The sequence below is a fragment of the Gordonia sp. (in: high G+C Gram-positive bacteria) genome (assembly GCF_049647785.1).
Taxonomy (GTDB): Bacteria; Actinomycetota; Actinomycetes; order Mycobacteriales; family Mycobacteriaceae; genus Gordonia.
In genome coordinates this window covers 99,244-116,621 of record NZ_JBARYI010000078.1, presented here as the reverse complement: position 1 = coordinate 116,621, position 17,378 = coordinate 99,244, and the positions used below count along the sequence as shown (strand labels likewise).

The 17,378-nt window shown below is 65.4% G+C and carries 18 protein-coding genes; 4 read left to right on the top strand and 14 right to left on the bottom strand.

From position 1 onward, the window contains the following. Positions 1-26: 26 nt before the first annotated feature. Positions 27-353: a hypothetical protein gene (locus WBA38_RS12435; protein WP_231650302.1), complete on the bottom strand. Its 327-nt coding sequence runs from the start codon at positions 351-353 to the stop codon at positions 27-29. Positions 354-440: 87 nt separating this feature from the next. Between WBA38_RS12435 and WBA38_RS12430 the strand changes: the two genes are divergently transcribed. The 3 genes from WBA38_RS12430 to WBA38_RS12420 all read left to right on the top strand — a co-directional run bounded on the left by WBA38_RS12430 (position 441) and on the right by WBA38_RS12420 (position 3,910). Further along, complete coding sequence (locus WBA38_RS12430) at positions 441-2,336, top strand: heavy metal translocating P-type ATPase (RefSeq protein ID WP_006898150.1); 1,896 nt, start codon at positions 441-443, stop codon at positions 2,334-2,336. Positions 2,337-2,489: 153 nt separating this feature from the next. Beyond that, positions 2,490-3,104 (top strand): TlpA family protein disulfide reductase, encoded by a 615-nt coding sequence (locus tag WBA38_RS12425; RefSeq protein WP_287001281.1) that lies wholly within the window; start codon positions 2,490-2,492, stop codon positions 3,102-3,104. Continuing rightward, positions 3,101-3,910: a cytochrome c biogenesis CcdA family protein gene (locus tag WBA38_RS12420; RefSeq protein ID WP_045540370.1), complete on the top strand. Its 810-nt coding sequence runs from the start codon at positions 3,101-3,103 to the stop codon at positions 3,908-3,910. Before WBA38_RS12425 ends, WBA38_RS12420 begins: the two co-directional genes overlap by 4 nt. A gap of 110 nt (positions 3,911-4,020) precedes the next feature. Here the strand turns inward: WBA38_RS12420 and WBA38_RS12415 are convergent, their stop codons facing one another. The 12 genes from WBA38_RS12415 to WBA38_RS12360 all read right to left on the bottom strand — a co-directional run bounded on the left by WBA38_RS12415 (position 4,021) and on the right by WBA38_RS12360 (position 15,018). Beyond that, positions 4,021-4,959, bottom strand: coding sequence for a M56 family metallopeptidase (locus WBA38_RS12415; RefSeq protein WP_006898153.1), 939 nt, complete (start codon positions 4,957-4,959; stop codon positions 4,021-4,023). A 4-nt stretch (positions 4,960-4,963) separates the two neighbouring features. Then, entirely contained in the window at positions 4,964-5,317 is a 354-nt protein-coding gene (locus tag WBA38_RS12410; protein WP_006898154.1) for a BlaI/MecI/CopY family transcriptional regulator, read from the bottom strand. A 49-nt stretch (positions 5,318-5,366) separates the two neighbouring features. Then, positions 5,367-5,795 carry a hypothetical protein gene (locus WBA38_RS12405; protein WP_006898155.1) on the bottom strand — a complete coding sequence of 143 codons (429 nt, stop codon included), beginning with the start codon at positions 5,793-5,795 and terminating at the stop codon, positions 5,367-5,369. Continuing rightward, entirely contained in the window at positions 5,785-6,126 is a 342-nt protein-coding gene (locus tag WBA38_RS12400) for a hypothetical protein (RefSeq protein WP_287001276.1), read from the bottom strand. The genes WBA38_RS12405 and WBA38_RS12400 overlap by 11 nt, the downstream gene beginning before the upstream one ends. Before the next feature lie 35 nt (positions 6,127-6,161). Beyond that, positions 6,162-7,085, bottom strand: a complete 924-nt coding sequence (locus WBA38_RS12395) for a M23 family metallopeptidase (RefSeq protein WP_006898157.1) — start codon at positions 7,083-7,085, stop codon at positions 6,162-6,164. A gap of 303 nt (positions 7,086-7,388) precedes the next feature. After that, positions 7,389-8,603, bottom strand: coding sequence for a L,D-transpeptidase (locus WBA38_RS12390; protein ID WP_006898158.1), 1,215 nt, complete (start codon positions 8,601-8,603; stop codon positions 7,389-7,391). A gap of 142 nt (positions 8,604-8,745) precedes the next feature. Next, complete coding sequence (locus WBA38_RS12385) at positions 8,746-10,233, bottom strand: multicopper oxidase family protein (RefSeq protein ID WP_006898159.1); 1,488 nt, start codon at positions 10,231-10,233, stop codon at positions 8,746-8,748. Positions 10,234-10,490: 257 nt separating this feature from the next. Beyond that, positions 10,491-10,742: a hypothetical protein gene (locus WBA38_RS12380; RefSeq protein ID WP_006898160.1), complete on the bottom strand. Its 252-nt coding sequence runs from the start codon at positions 10,740-10,742 to the stop codon at positions 10,491-10,493. Positions 10,743-11,023: 281 nt separating this feature from the next. Then, positions 11,024-11,584, bottom strand: a complete 561-nt coding sequence (locus tag WBA38_RS12375; RefSeq protein WP_424322822.1) for a class I SAM-dependent methyltransferase — start codon at positions 11,582-11,584, stop codon at positions 11,024-11,026. Between the two features lie 325 nt (positions 11,585-11,909). After that, complete coding sequence (locus WBA38_RS12370) at positions 11,910-12,947, bottom strand: TadA family conjugal transfer-associated ATPase (protein ID WP_424297540.1); 1,038 nt, start codon at positions 12,945-12,947, stop codon at positions 11,910-11,912. Further along, entirely contained in the window at positions 12,944-13,987 is a 1,044-nt protein-coding gene (gene ssd, locus WBA38_RS12365) for a septum site-determining protein Ssd (RefSeq protein ID WP_424297542.1), read from the bottom strand. Before ssd ends, WBA38_RS12370 begins: the two co-directional genes overlap by 4 nt. An 83-nt stretch (positions 13,988-14,070) precedes the next feature. After that, positions 14,071-15,018 (bottom strand): esterase/lipase family protein, encoded by a 948-nt coding sequence (locus tag WBA38_RS12360; RefSeq protein ID WP_424297544.1) that lies wholly within the window; start codon positions 15,016-15,018, stop codon positions 14,071-14,073. A 348-nt stretch (positions 15,019-15,366) separates the two neighbouring features. On the opposite strand from WBA38_RS12360, the gene WBA38_RS12355 reads away from it, so the two are divergent. Then, entirely contained in the window at positions 15,367-16,194 is an 828-nt protein-coding gene (locus WBA38_RS12355) for an HAD family hydrolase (protein WP_424297546.1), read from the top strand. A 373-nt stretch (positions 16,195-16,567) separates the two neighbouring features. On the opposite strand, the gene WBA38_RS12350 is transcribed toward WBA38_RS12355, so the two are convergent. Next, positions 16,568-17,317 (bottom strand): oxidoreductase, encoded by a 750-nt coding sequence (locus WBA38_RS12350; RefSeq protein WP_424297547.1) that lies wholly within the window; start codon positions 17,315-17,317, stop codon positions 16,568-16,570. Positions 17,318-17,378: the final 61 nt, after the last annotated feature.

The window sequence follows — 17,378 nt, the reverse complement described above, 5'->3', positions numbered from 1 at the left end:
GCCGGGGGTGGTGACGACTTCAACAGTCACCAACCCAGCTGGGGAATGACGATGAGGAAGGCAGCAGGATGACTGACCCCCACGCGCACCACCACCACCGAGACGTCGGCGGCGCCCCCATACACGGCGTCGACCGCCATGACGCGGCAGTGCCTGAGAGCCACAATGCTGTCGCAGACCCACCGCACAGCGGGCACAACGAACACGGCGAGCACGGTCGAGATCACAACGACCACGCCGACCATCACGGAGAGCATGGCACCCCCAGCGGGCGTAGCGGGCACCTGGACCACGACAGTGGACACGGAGACCACAGTGGGCACCGGGACCACCACGGTGCGCACGGGGGGCATGGTGGGCACGGTGACCACGTCGGGGAGTTTCGCCGACTGTTCTGGATCAACCTCATCATCGCGGTTCCGGTAATCGCCTTCTCGCCGATGTTCGCGATGTTGGTCGGCTACTCGGTCCCCGGCTGGGCCGAATGGATCGCGCCCGCGCTCGGCACCGTGATGTACCTCTGGGGCGGCTGGCCGTTCCTGGCCGGCGCTCTGAGCGAGCTGCGGACGCGGAAACCCGGGATGATGCTTCTGATCGCACTGGCGATCACGGTGGCGTTCTTCGCGTCCTGGGCGGCGACGCTGGGACTTGTCAGTCATCAACTGGAGTTCTGGTGGGAATTGGCGCTGCTGATCGTCATCATGCTGCTGGGCCACTGGATCGAGATGCGGTCGCTGGCCCAGACCACCTCGGCCCTGGACTCCCTGGCCGCGCTTCTGCCCGACCAAGCAGAACGTGTCCGAGACGGGCAAATCGAGGCCGTGGCCCCCGCCGATCTGGAGGTCGGCGACACCGTCGTCATTCGCCCCGGCGGGGGCATCCCAGCCGACGGCCGGATCGTCGAGGGGCGTGCGGCGATGGACGAATCGATGGTCACCGGTGAGTCCCAGACGGTCACCCGCAGTGTTGGCGACACCGTGACCGCGGGGACGGTCGCTTCCGATTCAGGACTACGAATCGTGATCACGGCCACCGGCGACGAGACGACTCTCGCCGGGATCCAACGGCTTGTCACCGATGCTCAGAACTCGTCGTCTCGTGCTCAACGACTCGCCGACACCGCGGCCGGATGGCTGTTCTGGTTTGCCCTCGGAGCCGCGGCGATCACCGCGATTGTGTGGACGGCGATCGGCTTGCCCGATGATGCGGTGGTTCGCACGATCACCGTCTTGGTGATCGCGTGCCCGCACGCTCTGGGCCTAGCGATTCCGCTCGTCGTCTCGATTGCGACCGAGCGTGCGGCCCGGGGCGGCGTACTCGTCAAAGACCGACTTGCGTTGGAGAGCATGCGGACGGTCGACAGCGTCCTATTCGACAAGACCGGCACGCTCACCCGGGGCGAACCCACTGTCACGGATGTCTTTGCCGTCGACGACGTCGACGAGGATCAGTTGCTGGCGTTGGCGGCGGCCGCTGAGTCCGACAGCGAGCATCCCCTCGCACGCGCGATCGTCGGCGCCGCCGATCGCCACAGCCTCAGAGTCCCGACCAGCAGCGATTTCTCCTCATCGCCCGCAGTGGGGGTCACCGCGACGATCGAGGGAACGACAGTGCGGGTCGGGGGCCCGCACCTGCTCGCCGAAGAACACCTCAACGAACTGCCTGTCGCTGATCGCTGGCGTGCGGACGGGGCGATCATCTTGCATGTCATTCAAGACCGGCGGCTGATCGGCGCATTGAAACTCGCCGACGAGATCCGCCGCGAGTCACGCGAGGCTGTCGATGCGCTCCATGCGCAGGGCGTCGAGGTCGTGATGATCACCGGTGACGCTGAAGCTGTCGCGAATGCCGTTGCTCATGAACTCGGCATCGACCGTGTCTTCGCCGGTGTCCGTCCCGAAGACAAGGCCGCCAAGGTGCAGGAACTGCAGACCGAAGGTCGCAGGGTGGCGATGGTCGGAGACGGGGTGAACGATGCTCCCGCGCTCGCCCAGGCCGACATCGGTCTGGCGATCGGCGCAGGTACTGATGTCGCTATCGCCTCGGCCGGTGTCATCCTGGCCAGCGACGATCCCCGCTCCGTGCTCTCGGTGATCGAACTGTCGCGAGCGGCGTACCGCAAGATGAAACAGAACCTGTGGTGGGCGGCCGGTTACAATCTGATCTCCGTCCCGCTCGCGGCCGGAGTGCTTGCACCCATCGGATTTGTCATGCCGATGTCGGTGGGCGCGATCCTCATGTCGTTGTCGACCATCGTCGTGGCCCTGAACGCACAACTGCTGCGCAGACTCGACCTGCATCCAGGATCAACGACGCGCGCAGTCTTGGACCGCTAGCCGGGTTAGTCCGCCGCCGGCCACCGTCAGCACCCGGGCATCGATCACTCTCACCATTTACTAAGCAAGTTAGTACTACTCTCCTTAGTAGATGGAGGTGGTTGTGTGGCACCCGGACACATTTCCGAGGACAGGTACCGGATCGACGAGAGGATGCCGGACTGCGCGCGTGGCCGTCGGCGACGCGCGCAGGCGCTCGTCGGCGCGATGCTCATCGGTGCCACGGTGCTGACCGCGTGCGGTACCGGCACTGATGCCGTGTCTGCGGTGCGCGCCAATCAGTTCGTCTCCCCTGACGGTCAGACGGTCATCGACTACGCGCCCGCCATGCGGCGTGCGATCGGCGCGGTCGAGGGTGAGGACTTGTTCGACCGGGGAACTGTCCGGCTCGCCGATTACCGCGGTGACGTTGTTGTGGTGAACGTGTGGGCTTCGTGGTGCCCACCGTGCCGTACCGAGTTTCAGGCACTGGAGAACGTCTACCGCGACACCCGCGCCCGTGGGGTGCAGTTCGTGGGGATCAACTTTCGTGATTCGCGCTCGACCGCACAGGATTTCACCACCGACCGCAAGGTGCCCTATCGGTCGATCTTCGACTACGGCGGCGCCACCCTTGCCGCACTCGGAGTCCCCGTGGGTGTTGTCCCGACCACTCTGATCCTCGACCGCCAGCACCGCCCAGCGAAGCTGTTCCTTCGAGCGATCACCGAGGCCGAATTGCGTGCTGCCGTTGTGACGGTGGCCGAGGAGAAGGCGGCGCCGCAGTGAATCAGTGGTTTCTGGCGGATCTGGGAACGACGTTCGCGGCCACGGTCACCAGTGGTCCGCTGCTGCTGGGCCTGGGTGTCGCGGCGCTGGTCGGGATCATCTCTTTCGCCTCGCCGTGCGTGGTGCCTCTGGTGCCGGGCTACCTGTCGTATCTGGCGGGGCTGGTCGGTGCCGAAGCTCCCGCCGTCCAGGTCGGTGAGGGCCCCAAGTCCGGCCGGTGGCGGGTGGTTGCCGCGGCAGGGCTGTTCGTCCTGGGCTTCACGCTCGTCTACGTCCTGGCCACGGTGGCGCTGTTCGGTGTGACCTCGGTCTTCCTCGATCAGGCCCGCCTGGCAGTGATGCAACGCGTCGGCGGGGTCGTGACCATCGTGATGGGCTTGGTATTCGTCGGCGTGGTTCCGTTCTTCCGGCGAGAACGCCGCATGACGCCTCACCGCCGCACCGGTATGGTCGGCGCGCCGCTGCTGGGGGCCGTGTTCGCCATCGGGTGGATACCGTGCAGCAGTGCCACCCTCGGTGCCGTCATCGGGCTAGCGATCAGCACGAACGGCGACGCGCCGTTCCGCGGCGCGCTGATGGTCGTCGCGTACTGCTTCGGCCTCGGTGTCCCGTTCGTGGTCCTGGCGTTCTCATCGGCATGGGCCGTCCGCAGCCTTGGCTTCCTCCGCCGCCACGCCCGCACCATTCAGATCGTCGGGGGCGTCCTGCTGGTCGGTGTCGGCGTGATGTTGGTGACGGGCTTGTGGAATGTGTTCGTGGACTGGGTCCGAATGGCGCTGATCAACGACGTCGTCCTGCCCGTGTGACCGGGCGCCCAACGAGCCTGGCCCCGGCCTGACGGTGCGCGTCGGCGTGCGGACTCTCGATCACGATCGATGCGACGGGCCGGGCGAGCACCGGCCGGTTCCCAGGAGGGTCAGGCGGGGCAGGCAGCCAGGAAGACGGTGGCCAGACCGGCGAGGAATAGCAGAATGGGGAACATCGCGGCCGCTGTCGGGGCAGCGTAGGACGAACTACGCGACGGTCGCGTGCCGGGAGCGGCGGAACGGCCCAATCGATGCAACCGCAGATCGACGCAGTCACGAGCGATCCCCAGAGCGCCCGCCGGCGCGGTCGGGTGAACGTGCGTGATCGCGCGGACGACGGCAGCGTCGCCGTGCTCATGCGCGGCGTGTGCGTCGGCGTCGAACTCGACCAGGGCGCGCACGATGGGACTCGCCTGCCGAGTCAGTGGTAGCCAGGGCACCGCGTGCGAGAGACAGTCGGCGACGCGGACGAACAGATGATGGTGACCATGGACGTGCGCCTGTTCGTGAGCCATCACCGCCGACAACGCCGCCGGGTCCAGTCGCTGCCGCAGCCCTTCGCTGGCCACGATCAGGCCCTCGGTCCGTCCGGGCGTGCTGTAGGCCATGGGTGTGCTCGTCGGCAGCCACAGTGGCGACCGGGCGCCCGTCGGGTTCAGCAACCGCGCGAGCAGTGCGTGGTGCGCCCCGATCTCGAGGTCACGGCGACGGGCGGTCCGCCAGAACGCCGCAGCCCGCCACCCGGACACGGCCAGGACGAGGGCGAACACGCCTGGCCCGGCGACCAACTCGAGGGTGCGGCTGACCGCACTGTCGAGTCCGTTCAGGCAGGTCTGCAACACCCCACCCACGACGCTCGCGTGGCCGGGAATGGCGACGATGGCCACCGAGCTCGCAGCGGCGACGAACACGCCAGCGGTCAGCGCCGCCCACACCCGCAGCAGGGTCCTGGCCGTGAGTCGATCACGCGCGATCAGGACGTCGAGGACCCGGTCACCGATCAGAGCCGCAGCCAGCGCACTCACGCCCAACAGTGCTGCCGTGACCACCGCGTCAGTCCCGTTCCCGCAGGCCCTGAGCGATTGCTGCGCTTTCCTGGTCGGAGGCGTGCCGCACGAAATGCAGCAGCGCCCCAGACGGGTCGCCGGCGTCGGCCAGCACCGCACGCAAGGCATCGCTGACGGTCTGCTCACGCGACTTGAGCGAGTGATACCAGTACGCCCGGCCGCGCCGGTCGCGTCCCAGCCACCCCTTCTGGTACAGGTTGTCCATCACCGTCATCACCGTCGTGTACGCGGGTTCGCGCTCCGCGTCCAGCCCTTCGAGCACGTCGCGGACACGTTTGTCCGCGTCATCGCGCCAGAAGACCTCCATGATGCGTGCCTCCAGCTCGCCCAGACCGTGCATCGCACACCTTTCCCTCACGCCACTGCACTGACTGCGGCAAACCGCGCAGTCAGGCCGCGACCGCGCATCGCCGTTCGCCCTGCAGCCGTCGCTGCAGGGCCCAACCCAACAATGCCACGGACACCACAGCCAGGATCGGCTGCAACGGCGCCCAGACGGTCAATGCTCCACTGACACCGACGACCGCGACCACCACCTTGTTGCACACCGGGCATCCGACAGCCAACGCCGAACCGACCGTCGCCCAGAGTTTCTTCTCCATCCGCGGCGCCGTCCGGGCTTGAATGTAGGTGGCCGCGATCAGGCCGCCCAACACCGCGGTCGCCAGCCAAATCGGGTAGTTCCACCACAGGGTCGGCGTCATGCGTGAATACCACGGCGTGTCGATCAGTCCGGACGGAATACCGACGGCCAATCCGATCGCGATGGCCGTGACTGCTGCCACCACCCAGCGCACCAGGGACCACTCACGCAGCATGGCCACTCCTTCTTGTCTTGGTCAGCATCTGTGTCTCGGCCCGTCGAGTCGAGTCGGTCTCGTCCGCCGGGTCGGCAGTCGTCGAATCACGGCGAACGTGCGCGGTGAATACCAGTCGCCGCAGCAGCGCTCGCGCGGCGAGCGCCACGATCGCCGCTACTATTGCCGCCCACACCCAATGCCAGGTCGGCGGCCAGCCGAGGCGGTGCGCATGCGGGCGCCCTCGCAAGTCAACGGTCTCGGCATAGACCAAGATCATTGCACCGCTGAGGACTGCTGCGAGAACGCCGACCGCCACGGCGAGTCGATGACTGACCCTTGTTCGCGTCACTGCCAACCCCTCCATCTACTAAGCAACATAGTAGGTCAGTGTCGGCGGTCGCGCACCTGCCCCCGAGCCAGCACCGACACGTCCGGAGGCGTCGCAGTCGGCGGCGGCGATGCCTCGGTGGCGATGGTGACGCCGCGGGCCTGCAGCCACGGCAGCGGATCGATCGCCGTCCCGGCGGGGTCGGCGACCTCGAAGTGCACGTGCGGCCCGCTCGACACCCCGCGGCTGCCGACAGTGCCGATCTGCTGACTCATACGCACACGGTCGCCGACGTTGACCGAATTCTGATCGTTGTGACCGTAGGTCGTGACAGCACCGTCCGCGTGACGGATACGGATCCACAGGCCGAACCCCTCCGCAGGCCCTGAGTTGATGACCTCGCCGTCCTCGACCGCCAGGATGGGCGCTCCCAGGCGGTTGCCGATGTCGATGCCCTGATGACCGCGACCGTCACCGAACGTGGAGGTCAGGACACCGCCGGGGGTGGGGGTGGCCGCAGTCTGCCCGGGAGCGGGGCGGGCGCCGTCCGGGGCGAGGTGATCGGAGGATCCCCCGTGCGAAATCGACGGGTCGTGCGGCGCGACCGCGGCAGCGAGTGTCGCCAGTAGGCGCCCCACAGGGACCGCGTCGAGGATCAATGGCGCCTGCCCACCGAAGGCAGTCCCGGCGGCCGCGAAGCACCCCAGAGCTCCGACCCGATCGCCTGCGGCGGGGTCGGTCTCGGCAGAGACGGTCAGACATGAGGTCACGGTGGCCATCGGGGCCAGCAGCTTCACCAGTCCGTCAGGTCCGGCCACGGCCCGCACGCTGTCTTTAACGATGGCCGCCAGCTCGACCACGACGTGACCGTCAACACCGTTGGCGGTCTCAGCCACGGCGGGCGCTGGACTCAGCGTCCCCGCCGCAACCGCCGCGGCCAGACCAAGAGCGACAGGGGCGGTGCCCACCCAGTGCCGCACCCGAGGTGCGAGCGTTGCCGATGATGGCGAGGAGGTGAGTCCGACGAGGGGATCTCTAGTCATGGACGCCACTATGACACTTGCGCACCACTGGCACCACCAGCACCAAACCGGACATTCGACGGAATGGGCAATGCGTGTGCGGGCCGCCTTCAATCGCAGAACATGGAGGTCAGCGCGGTCGACAGGTCGATGTCAGCGCGGGCTGCAACGCCGTCGATGTCGACCCAATGATCTACTAAGCGCCTTAGTAGATCGTTGCGGGAGTGAGATCTATTCGTGATCGTCTCGCAGGAGTTCTGATCAGGCCAGCGCACTGCCTGCTCGCCATTGCTCCCAGGGCACGCCCCAGTCGCCGTTCTGCCAGAGCTCCAGCGGCGCCCCGCCGGTGTTGCGGACCTCGACGACGTCGCCCGGGATCGAGAACTGGTAGAACCAGCGGGCGTTGGCGCCGTTGAGGTTGAGGCAGCCATGCGAGAGATTCGTGTTTCCTTGCGCCCAGACGGTCTCGTCCAGTTGATGCAGATAGACACCGTCGGTGCTGATCCTCGTGGCGTAGGCGATGGTTTGCTTGTAGCCGAGCCTGGAGTTGATCGGCAGACCGTAGGTGGACGAGTCCATGACGACCGGATTCGCCTTATCCAGCACCGTATAGATGCCACGCTGAGTCCAGAAGCTGATCTCGGTGCCCCCGATGACCTCAGTGCCACCCATCCCCATCGAGGTCGGCATCGTGCGGACGAGGTTGCCGTTCTCGTACACCTTGACCTGCTTGGTGCGATCGTCGGCGATCGCTACGTGCGAGTCACCGATCGTGAAAGTCGCCTCGGCATCTTCTTGACCGTAGAGGCCGCCGCCGAGGTCGGCGCCGTAGATCCGCGCCTCAACGGTGACCTCGGTGCCAGGACGGTAGTACTCGCGCGGCCGCCAGTGAGCGTTCTGGTCGTCGAGCCAGTACCAGGAGCCCTCGACTCCGGGCGTGGTGCGGACCGACAGTCGCCGCTCGGCTGCGGCGCGGTCACCAATCGGCTCGTCGAAGTGAGCAACGATGACGATTCCGACGCCGTAGGTCCCTCCGGTCGACAGTGGCGTGCCGCCGGTCGTCTGCAGGGTGACGCCGGCCTGATTGTCGGGGGTGAGCGTGGTGAACGACCCGGTGCGCGAGGCGCGCTGTCCGCCGCCGCGAGCCGTGGCGGTCACGGTGTACGTCCGGCCATAACCGAGCGGTTCACCGACCTTCCAGGAGGAGCGGTCCGGTGTCATGATGCCGACGACAGGCCGCCCCCCATCGTTGACGAGCGTCACGTTCTCCAGGGTGCCGCCGCGCACAGTGGCCACGACCGGGGCAAGGGGATCGACTCCGCTCGCCCCGTCGTCGGGGGTGAGCTCGATCGACGGCGCGGCCGACGCAACCGACGGATCGGCCACCAGATCCCGGGATGGCTGCGAACACCCTGCGATGATCAGGACGGCAGCAAGAAGGAAGGCGGCAGTACCGCCTCTAGGGAATTTGACCATGGGATACGACCTCTCGTGTGCACAGAACGCGACCGCGAGGGGCGAAACCACCCCATCTACTAAGCAGCTTAGTAGATGGGGTGATCGAGGTGTCTCAGTCGGCCCGCGATGTACCGGTCTAGGTGCCGCAGGGCTGGTGCGTCTACGCGTATCGGAGAGTGGTCATCATGCCCGTCTCCATGTGATAGATGTTGTGGCAGTGCAGAGCCCAGGCGCCGGGGTTGTCGGCGTCGAGGTCGACGTTGACGCGGCCCATCGGACGGATCAGCACCGTATCCTTGCGCAAACCCGATCGGTCGGGCAGCGACCAGGTGTGGCCGTGGATGTGCATCGGATGCACCATCATCGTCGAGTTCGTGATCTGCATTCGCAGCCGCTGGCCGGGCCGGACAGTCAGCGGTGTGTCCTGGCCGTACTTCTTGCCGTTGATCCCCCAGGCAAACGGCGACATCTGCCCGTTCAAAGTGACTTTGAGTGTGGTGTCGGGATCGCGGTCGGGCAATCGTGCCGATTCCGCCGCGGCCAGGTCATCGGCGCCAAGAAGTACTGGACCCTCGAGTTCGCGCGGGCGGATGGTGCTCGGCGGGGCCTGTCCCGAAGCTGTCCGCAGGAGCGCCAAGGCTTGGCCACTCTTGCCTTCGGCCGCCGCGACAAGCGGGAACACGCCATCTCCGGCGGTGATGGTCACGTCGTAGCGCTCACCCATCGCGACGTACAGGGCTCCGGTCTGCTTGTCGTTGACCCGATGTCCGTCACTGTGCGTCACCGTCATCGTGTGGTCGGCGAGTGCGACCTTGAAGACCGTGTCCGATGCCGCGTTGATCAGTCGCACCCGGACTCGTTGACCCGGTCGGCAGCGGAACTCGGTCGGCGCCTCCGGAACCCTGCCGTTGATGAGATAGTGCGGGTAGGCGACGTCTCCGGCGTCACCCAGCGACGAATTGCCGTGGTTCATTCCCGGCATCGACGAGTGATCCATCCCGCCCATGCCCGACTTCAACGGTCCGGAATCGGCCTGAAAGTCGGCCAGAATCTGATCGGGGCTCTTCCCGACCCCGTCCGTCCAGTCGTCGAGGACGACGATCCATTCCGCGTCGTAGTCGCCCGCATCGGCCGGATCATCGATGATGATCGGCGCGTACAGACCTCGATCGAGCTGTGCCCCGACGTGGGGGTGGAAGAAGTGCGTCCCAGCATCGGGGGCCGTGAAGGCGTACACGAACCGGTTTCCGGGTGCGATCGCCTGCTGCGTGACGTCTGGGACTCCGTCGGCTTCGTTGCGAAGTCGGATGCCGTGCCAGTGAACGGTCGTCGGCGCAGGAAGTTGGTTGTCGACGTTGACTCGCAGGAAGTCGCCCGCAGTGGCGCGAACCACTCGCCCGGGAACCTCGTCGCCGTAGGCCCAGGTGTTCGCGATAATGCCCGCACCGAGGTCGACAGCCACCGGTCGGGCCGTCAAAGACGCCTCCACCACCTTCTGCCCCGGCTTCGGCGACGCCTGCAACGGTGGTCCCGGCAACGGCGACGACTCAGGGCGTTGAGGGCGGTCCGGGCTGCACGCGCCGAGTACCCCGACCCCCAGCGCCGCCAACCCTCCGATGAGCACCGATCGCCTCGAAACCTCAACCATCCTGATCAGCCTTTCTGGTCCGCACTGAATCCGCGAGCATGTATCGCGGACGTCCACTCCCAGAGTCGTCTCCGACGCGCCGGGTAGCGACCCTCGCGGACGATCTTGAGGAAACCTTGAACCGATGCTGACGATACGAATGTGGCCCCTCACCGTCGCCAGCATTGGAACACGCACAACGGCATGTCCTGGCTCACTGTTCAACGGGAACTATCACCAGCCCCACAGGCCTGACCACTGCGCCGACTGGTCGGCTCTCACCAGTTTGGAGGCCCCTGGGGGTCGTCGCGAATCAGCCGAACCATCCGCGTGTAGTCCACGTCCGAAATCTCCCCGCACGCCAAACGCTGGCCGAGGACAGACTCGGGGTCCAGCTTTGAAGAGGCGCGTATCGACGAACGGATCGCCAGAGTGATTCCGACGGCGATCAACGCCCAGACTGCGATCAGTACGAGCAGCATCCAACCGTGCCCGAAACTGCCCATGTGGCCGCCGTTAGAGAACATCATCGCTACACCTCATTCACCGTCGATCCAACAGTACGCCCGCCGACCGTGGCAGACCGAGTCTCGCCTGCACCGACCGGGGCACAGGCCGACAACTTCAGGCATTCGGTCGTCACGGCCCAAGATGCCTTCCCCACGTCACACCGCCCTGGACTGAACAGCATTGATGCTGTTGTCCGCCACGAGTTTCCTTCAGCGACGTCGCCTACCCGAAGCTGCGGGGCGAGCCGGACCGCACAGTGAGGCGGTCAGGCGCACCCAGGCAGCGGAGCCATCGAAAACCGCTACCGGACACCCGACTTGCGTGCGACGAGTAACCAGTAGGGAAAGTCGACACTGCCGGCGCGGATCCGCTCCTCGACATGCAGGCCGGCTCGCTGGAGTTCGTCGACAATCGCATCGAACTCCCGGACATGAAACCCGTACTGCGTGAACGGCATCGCTCGCAAAGCATCCGGATCTGCGATGCCGAGAACGGCGCAGCCGTTGCCAGCGAGAATCCGATTGAGCTCACTGAATGCGGCGAACACATCATCGATGAAGTAGATCGTATTTGTGCTGATCAACGCGTCAATCGAAGCGTCCGGAACAGGTAATGCCTCCATCGGCGCGGCAGTCAGTGACAGTCTCCGCGTTTGGACCTCGCGACGGAAGCGTCTCTGTGCGCCGTCGATCATCGTTGTGGAGATCTCGAATCCGTGCACCATGCCCGATTGCCCTACACGATCAAGCAACAACCCTAATCCGACACCACCACCGAACCCGACATCGGCGACTACTTGACCCGCCCGGATTCCAGCAGCCTCCACCGCGGCAGCGATAGGTTCACGATTGCGTCGATTCACTACCCGGCCAACGATTCGACCGCGAATCCCGGCAGGTCGCCCAAGTTGCCGAGAAATACTCACCAATACCTGCTCGCCCACATGCATACCTCGATTGCAGCATCCCAGACCCGGCAACCGCATCAGGGAACTCCCGGAGAGTTCGCCCGGGTGTGACATCGGGAACGACTTACCGGATGAATCACGGAACCAATCCTCTGCTGGCCCCCGACTGCCAATCTCAAACGACTCCACGCCGGTCCTCGACGCCCACGTAAGCCCTATCGACGGGTACACCCGACTGGAGGGGTGTCACCCACAATCTAAACCGTCATGTGATTCACAGTCAGATACACCGTAACCAAGTTACAGATAAGATGGCCGGGCCCAACTGGCTGTGCAACGCGGTTCGGCCCATCCCGCCGAGCGCCGCGAGGGCCTCCATTCGGGCTGGGACTTCGCTGATCGAGTTGGCATGCAAGGTGCCTGCGCAACCGTCGTGCCCGGTGTTGAGCGCGGTCAGCAAGTCGATCACTTCCGCACCGCGAACCTCGCCCACCACGATTCGGTCCGGCCGCATCCGGAGGGCTTGCCGCACCAACGTTCGCACCGTCACCTCCCCGACGCCTTCAACGTTGGCGGCCCGTGCCACCAGCCGCACAACGTGCGGATGATCGGGTGCCAGTTCCGGCGCATCCTCCACACAGAGGATGCGGTGCTCGGCTTCGACCAAGCCCAGCAGGCTATTCAGCACAGTTGTCTTGCCTGCCCCGGTTCCACCAACTACGAGGAAGGCAAGCCTCGCACCCACCACCTCGGCCACCATGTCGGCGACTTCCGCAGCAATCGATCCGCGAGCGACAAGGGATGCGAAATTGTGCGTGGCCCCACGCAGAACCCGCAACGAAATGCACGTACCGTCCTGGGCTAGGGGCGGGATCAGCGCGTGCAGTCGGACATGAAAACCGTTGCGTCCCACCCCCGTCAACCGGCCGTCGACCCACGGTTGCGCATCGTCGAGACGACGGCCCGCCCCGAGCGCCAACCGCACGGCAAGCCTGCGGACCCCGGCTTCGTCGTCGAAGCACACTCCGGTCAGTTCCAATCCGCCGCCGCGGTCGGCCCAGACGCGATCGGGCCCCACCACCAGCACATCGGTGACGGCCGGATCGGCGAGCAGGCCTTCTAACCTGCCGACGCCCACCATCTCGGTTTGCAGATAGCGCAGGGCCGCAAGAAGATCGGTGTCGCCGAGGAGGCCCCCGGATTCGGCCCGGATCGCCTCGGCGATCGTCGCCGGGTCGGGTGCCGCCGCTGTGCCGTGAGTGTCGGCAGCCAGGCGCTGCCGAACGCGATCGAGGAGCGCCGGATCAGCGCCGGTCATCGTCGACCCACTCGCGCTAGATCGCAGATAGTGTTCGCCGCCCGCGCCAAGGGCGAGAATCTCCCCAACGCCAGGCCTCCCGATTCGCATCGAGCGGGCAATCGCGGGTCGGGCCGTAATCCGCAGAGCAGCGGCACCCCTATCGACCGCGCGATTTCGTCAGCTTGCAAGCCACCCGGCGCTGGCCCGCGCACAACGAGACGTGGCTCCCGCTCACCGAGCAGCCGAGCAACAGTTCTCCTCGTGGCCGCGACGCCCGGCACTGTTGCCGTGCTGATCACGATCAAGACATCCATCGAATCGAGGACGCCTGATGTAACCGGTCCGGGTTCGCGGCCTACATCGGCAACGACCACGTCGCCGGCACCCCGCGCGGCATCGAGAGCCGCGACAACCGTGTCGGGGCGCAGCGGTTGCGGATCGTCTCGCGCACAGGCCAGCACTCCAACACCGCGCGACCGCGGAACCGCCGCACGGAGCGCGGCCCCGCCGATGGCACCGGTCTCGCCGTTGACCTCCGACCATCGCAGACCTGGCTCGGCTTCAATTCCCAGGAGGAGGTCCGCGCCCGCCCCGGCTTGGTCGACGTCGAGCAGCAGCACCGTGGACGTCTGCGCCGCGGTTAGAGCGATCGCCGCCGCCAGCGTGCTGGCCCCCGCTCCACCGTGACCGCCGATCACCGCGATGGTGCCCGCCGATCGACTCCGCGGTTCCCGCACGCGGGAAAGGGCGGCAACCAGCGCTTCTTCTTCGTCGGGTAGAACAAATCCGCCGGCCGCACCGAGGCTCAAGCCAGCGCGCCAGAGTTCGCCGTCGTCGCCAGCCGTGCCGACCGCGAACAGCCCGGGACGATTGGGCAGTTCGATGTGGCCCAGGACCTCCAACGCCGCCCGATCTGCGACGACCGCGCTGGCCCGTAGCCATTGGTGCCTGCAGCGAGCCGGGTCTGCGACCACCATCGTGTACCCGGCTGCAGCACTGCATCGCGCGAGGTCATCGAGCAGTTCTTCACCAGAAAGGACCAGTAGCGCATCACTCATGAACTGAGAATGCGCTACTGGTCCCGGCTAGGAAACTGCGTTATCCACAGGCTCCGGCATGCGCTGGCGTGCCCGTGGTTCGGTCAGGACTGACCGGTGAACGGCGGCACGAACTCGCATGGCACCTTCACCGGATGTTCCGGGTCGAGCGCGTTGAGCACCATGTACGCGGCCCGACGAGAGCCCGCGATCGCCATGTGCTCGCTGTAGTCCTGCGAGCACGAGTCCTGGACGACGATGTTCTTGACGCTCTCGCCCTTGCGACCTGGAACGTAACCGGCGGTATATGGGACGACGAGCTCGTCGTACCTGGTCATGATGTTGGTGTAGTCGACACCCTTCACGTAAGGACTGCCACCGCGCCAAATCTTGTTGTAGACGTCCGAGCCCGGCAGCATGCCGCCGCAGCCGATACACACCGGGATCGGCGCATCGCCGAGCAGCTGGCCCATCCACTTCATGGACGGGCTCGTGGACCCGGTGCCCTTCCACAACGGTGCGAGCGAGACATATTTGGTGACCTTGTCCGCTCCCCCAAGTGCCTTCATGTAGTACGCAGGCATGAAAGTACCCTGCGAGTGGCCGACGATGTCGACAGTTTTCGCACCGGTGGCTTTGCGAACGCGATCGATGAATTTGGCTAGCTGACCTGCACTGACCGGGATTTTATCCATGCCGCCGACAGCGGTCATCGGGAACGGCAGACCCGGCAGGGCCCCGTAGGTGAGAGCGAACACGCAGTAGCCGCGGTTCTTCAGCATGGGCACGTACGAACCCCAGTTGGTGGTCTTGGCGCCGCCGGTTCCGTGAACCAGAATTACCGGACGCGGATGCTCTGCTGTCGGCTTGCAGTTGAAGTCGTTGGACCCCGGCAGCGATCCGCCCGGATGCTGCAACTCGTACGGGATTCCGCCGAAGAAGTTGTAGTTTTCCGGCAGCTTGGGATCCGCTTGTGCTGGTGCGGCAACGAGGGCAAGTGCTCCCAGCAACGCCGCGCACAGCGCGAGCGTAATTCTTCCGACAGTTCTCATTCCATCCCCAGACATATTTCTAGCGCGCTCCTTGCGACACTGTCCGTCTGAAACTACAGCGGTCCAGGTCACAATGCGAGACGATGAAGGGAATCTATCTCACGCCAGTGCGGAAGAATTCAGAGTAGGGGCGAAAACACCCTAGAAATGAGGACGACCCCGGCCAGGGGGGAGGAGGCCGGGGTCATCAGCTGTTCAGCCCCGGGGGGTCGGGCTGAAAGCTACCGGTGTAAACCGGATACCAACAATCTACACGCGCTCGCGCGAAGATTGCAACACCAACTATCTCCCCCAAAGTGTATCCTCGGTCACACTTTGCAAACCTCCCCTAGTCGTAGGATTTGTACTGTGACCTCGACGTCATCAACCCAGATCGCCGCATTTTTCGACCTCGACAAAACCGTCATTGCACGCTCGAGCGCCCTCGCCTTCACGAAGCCATTCTTCGAAGGCGGCTTGCTGACGCGCCGCGCAATGCTTCGATCTGCGATCGCACAACTGCAGTTCCACCTCGCCTCGGCCGAGGAAGATCAGGTCGCGCGACTCCGCAAGCACGTCATCCAGATGAGCACCGGCTGGAGCACCGACCAGGTCCGCGAAATCGTGTCCGAAACGCTCGACGAGGTAGTCCGGCCGGTCATCTTTAGTGAAGCCGCCGCACTGATCGCCGAGCACAAGAAGGCCGGGCACGACGTCGCCCTGATCTCCGCCTCGGGTATCGAGATGGTCGAACCCATCGGAGCCCTACTCGGAGTCGACTGCGTTCGCGCGAGCATCATGCACGTCGAAGATGGGCACTACTCGGGGGCCCTGGATTTTTACTGCTACGGCGAGAACAAGTCGGTCGCCATCAGGGAACTCGCCGACGAACGCGGCTACGACCTCGCCCAGTGTTTTGCCTACTCCGATTCGAGCACCGACCTGCCCATGCTGAAGGCGGTCGGCCACCCGGCAGTCGTCAACCCCGACCGGGTTTTGCGCCGGCACGCAGCCGAAAATGGTTGGGAAATCTTGGATTTCCCCGACCCCCTACCTTCCGCCGCGTGGGCCACAAAGCCTGCCGTCACGCGAACGGCATTGTGCGCCACAGCAATCGGGGCCGCAGCGGCCATGGCCGTCGCTTACCAACTCCGACATTCACAAAGTGCCAGGTCAGCAGGCACAAAAGATTTTTGAAGAAACCCTTGATGTGATCGTCATCACCATGTACAAATGGAGGTACGGAGCCCCGGACGGCAAAGCTTCTCCCGGAAGAGAAGGGTAGAAGTCCCCGGATCGGCAAGCTCCAGCACGGACGGCAAGCACCCACGCGGAGCGCGCCGCTCTGAATGGCAAAAGCGTTGTGCGCCTGCGAACCAGCGGGCATTATTCGCGACCCGCGCAGGACCGAGTTACCTGCCTTCGAGTCACGACGAGATGCAAGCTCCTCATCGCCGAGGCGATCCCACAACCCACATATGCACGCATTGGTAGCCTGAAGTCCGTGCTTGCGGGCGGCAATCCGACTGAACCTTCAGTCGGGAGGCCGCCCGCAAATATGTGTGCCGACCTATCCGCGGGCAGCCTCCGCGATCGACAGGGCTTCCTTGGCTCCGGCTTCTAAGCCGTCGCAGCAGAAGATGATCCAGTTCGCCAGGGCCTCCGGCTCTCCGGTCGCGAAGTGATCCGACAGTTCCTTGTACTGCCCCACCTTGCTCAGCCAGAACACTTCCGGCACCCCCAGCAGGTGCGGGTCCAAGCCCGTCGTTGCCGACACCAAGCGCGACGTCGCGCGCGCGACCACGCCGTTTGCGCCGACGAAGGGCTGCAACACCAACAGGTCTCCATGTACCACCGCAGCCAGAACGGGCGCGGGCACCGAAGTACCACCGGTGATCAACTGGCCCAGGAAGTCCAGTCGTTGCGCAATGTGCGGCTCCGACCTTGGCCGCCCCAGCAGGTCCTTGTCCTCCAGCAGGTCCGACGCAGCCAGGGTGTGCAGCCTTGCCAACGACTGCGCCGGCGCGCGACGAAACACGGTAACGGCTTGGTCGAGCGAGTCACTGTCGAGGGACTGCGCAACGCGAATCGCCCCGGCTGCGATCGGGTCACCGAGGTCTTCTCGAGAGATGTCGGTGGTGCCACCGTCAATAGCGGCCGACGATCGTCCCGCACGCCACGAGGCCTCCCGAGACGTTTTGTCCCACTGCCGCATGTTGATCGGATGCCGATGGGCGGCACCAACGGCTTCTCGTGCCTTATCGGAAGCTTCACGCACACCGGGGAGTTCGAGCAGGGGTGCCAACGGATCTTGACTCACCCGAGCAAGCCTAGTCTCGAACTCGGAACGGCCCGCACGAGCGCCTGCCGCAGATCGCTGA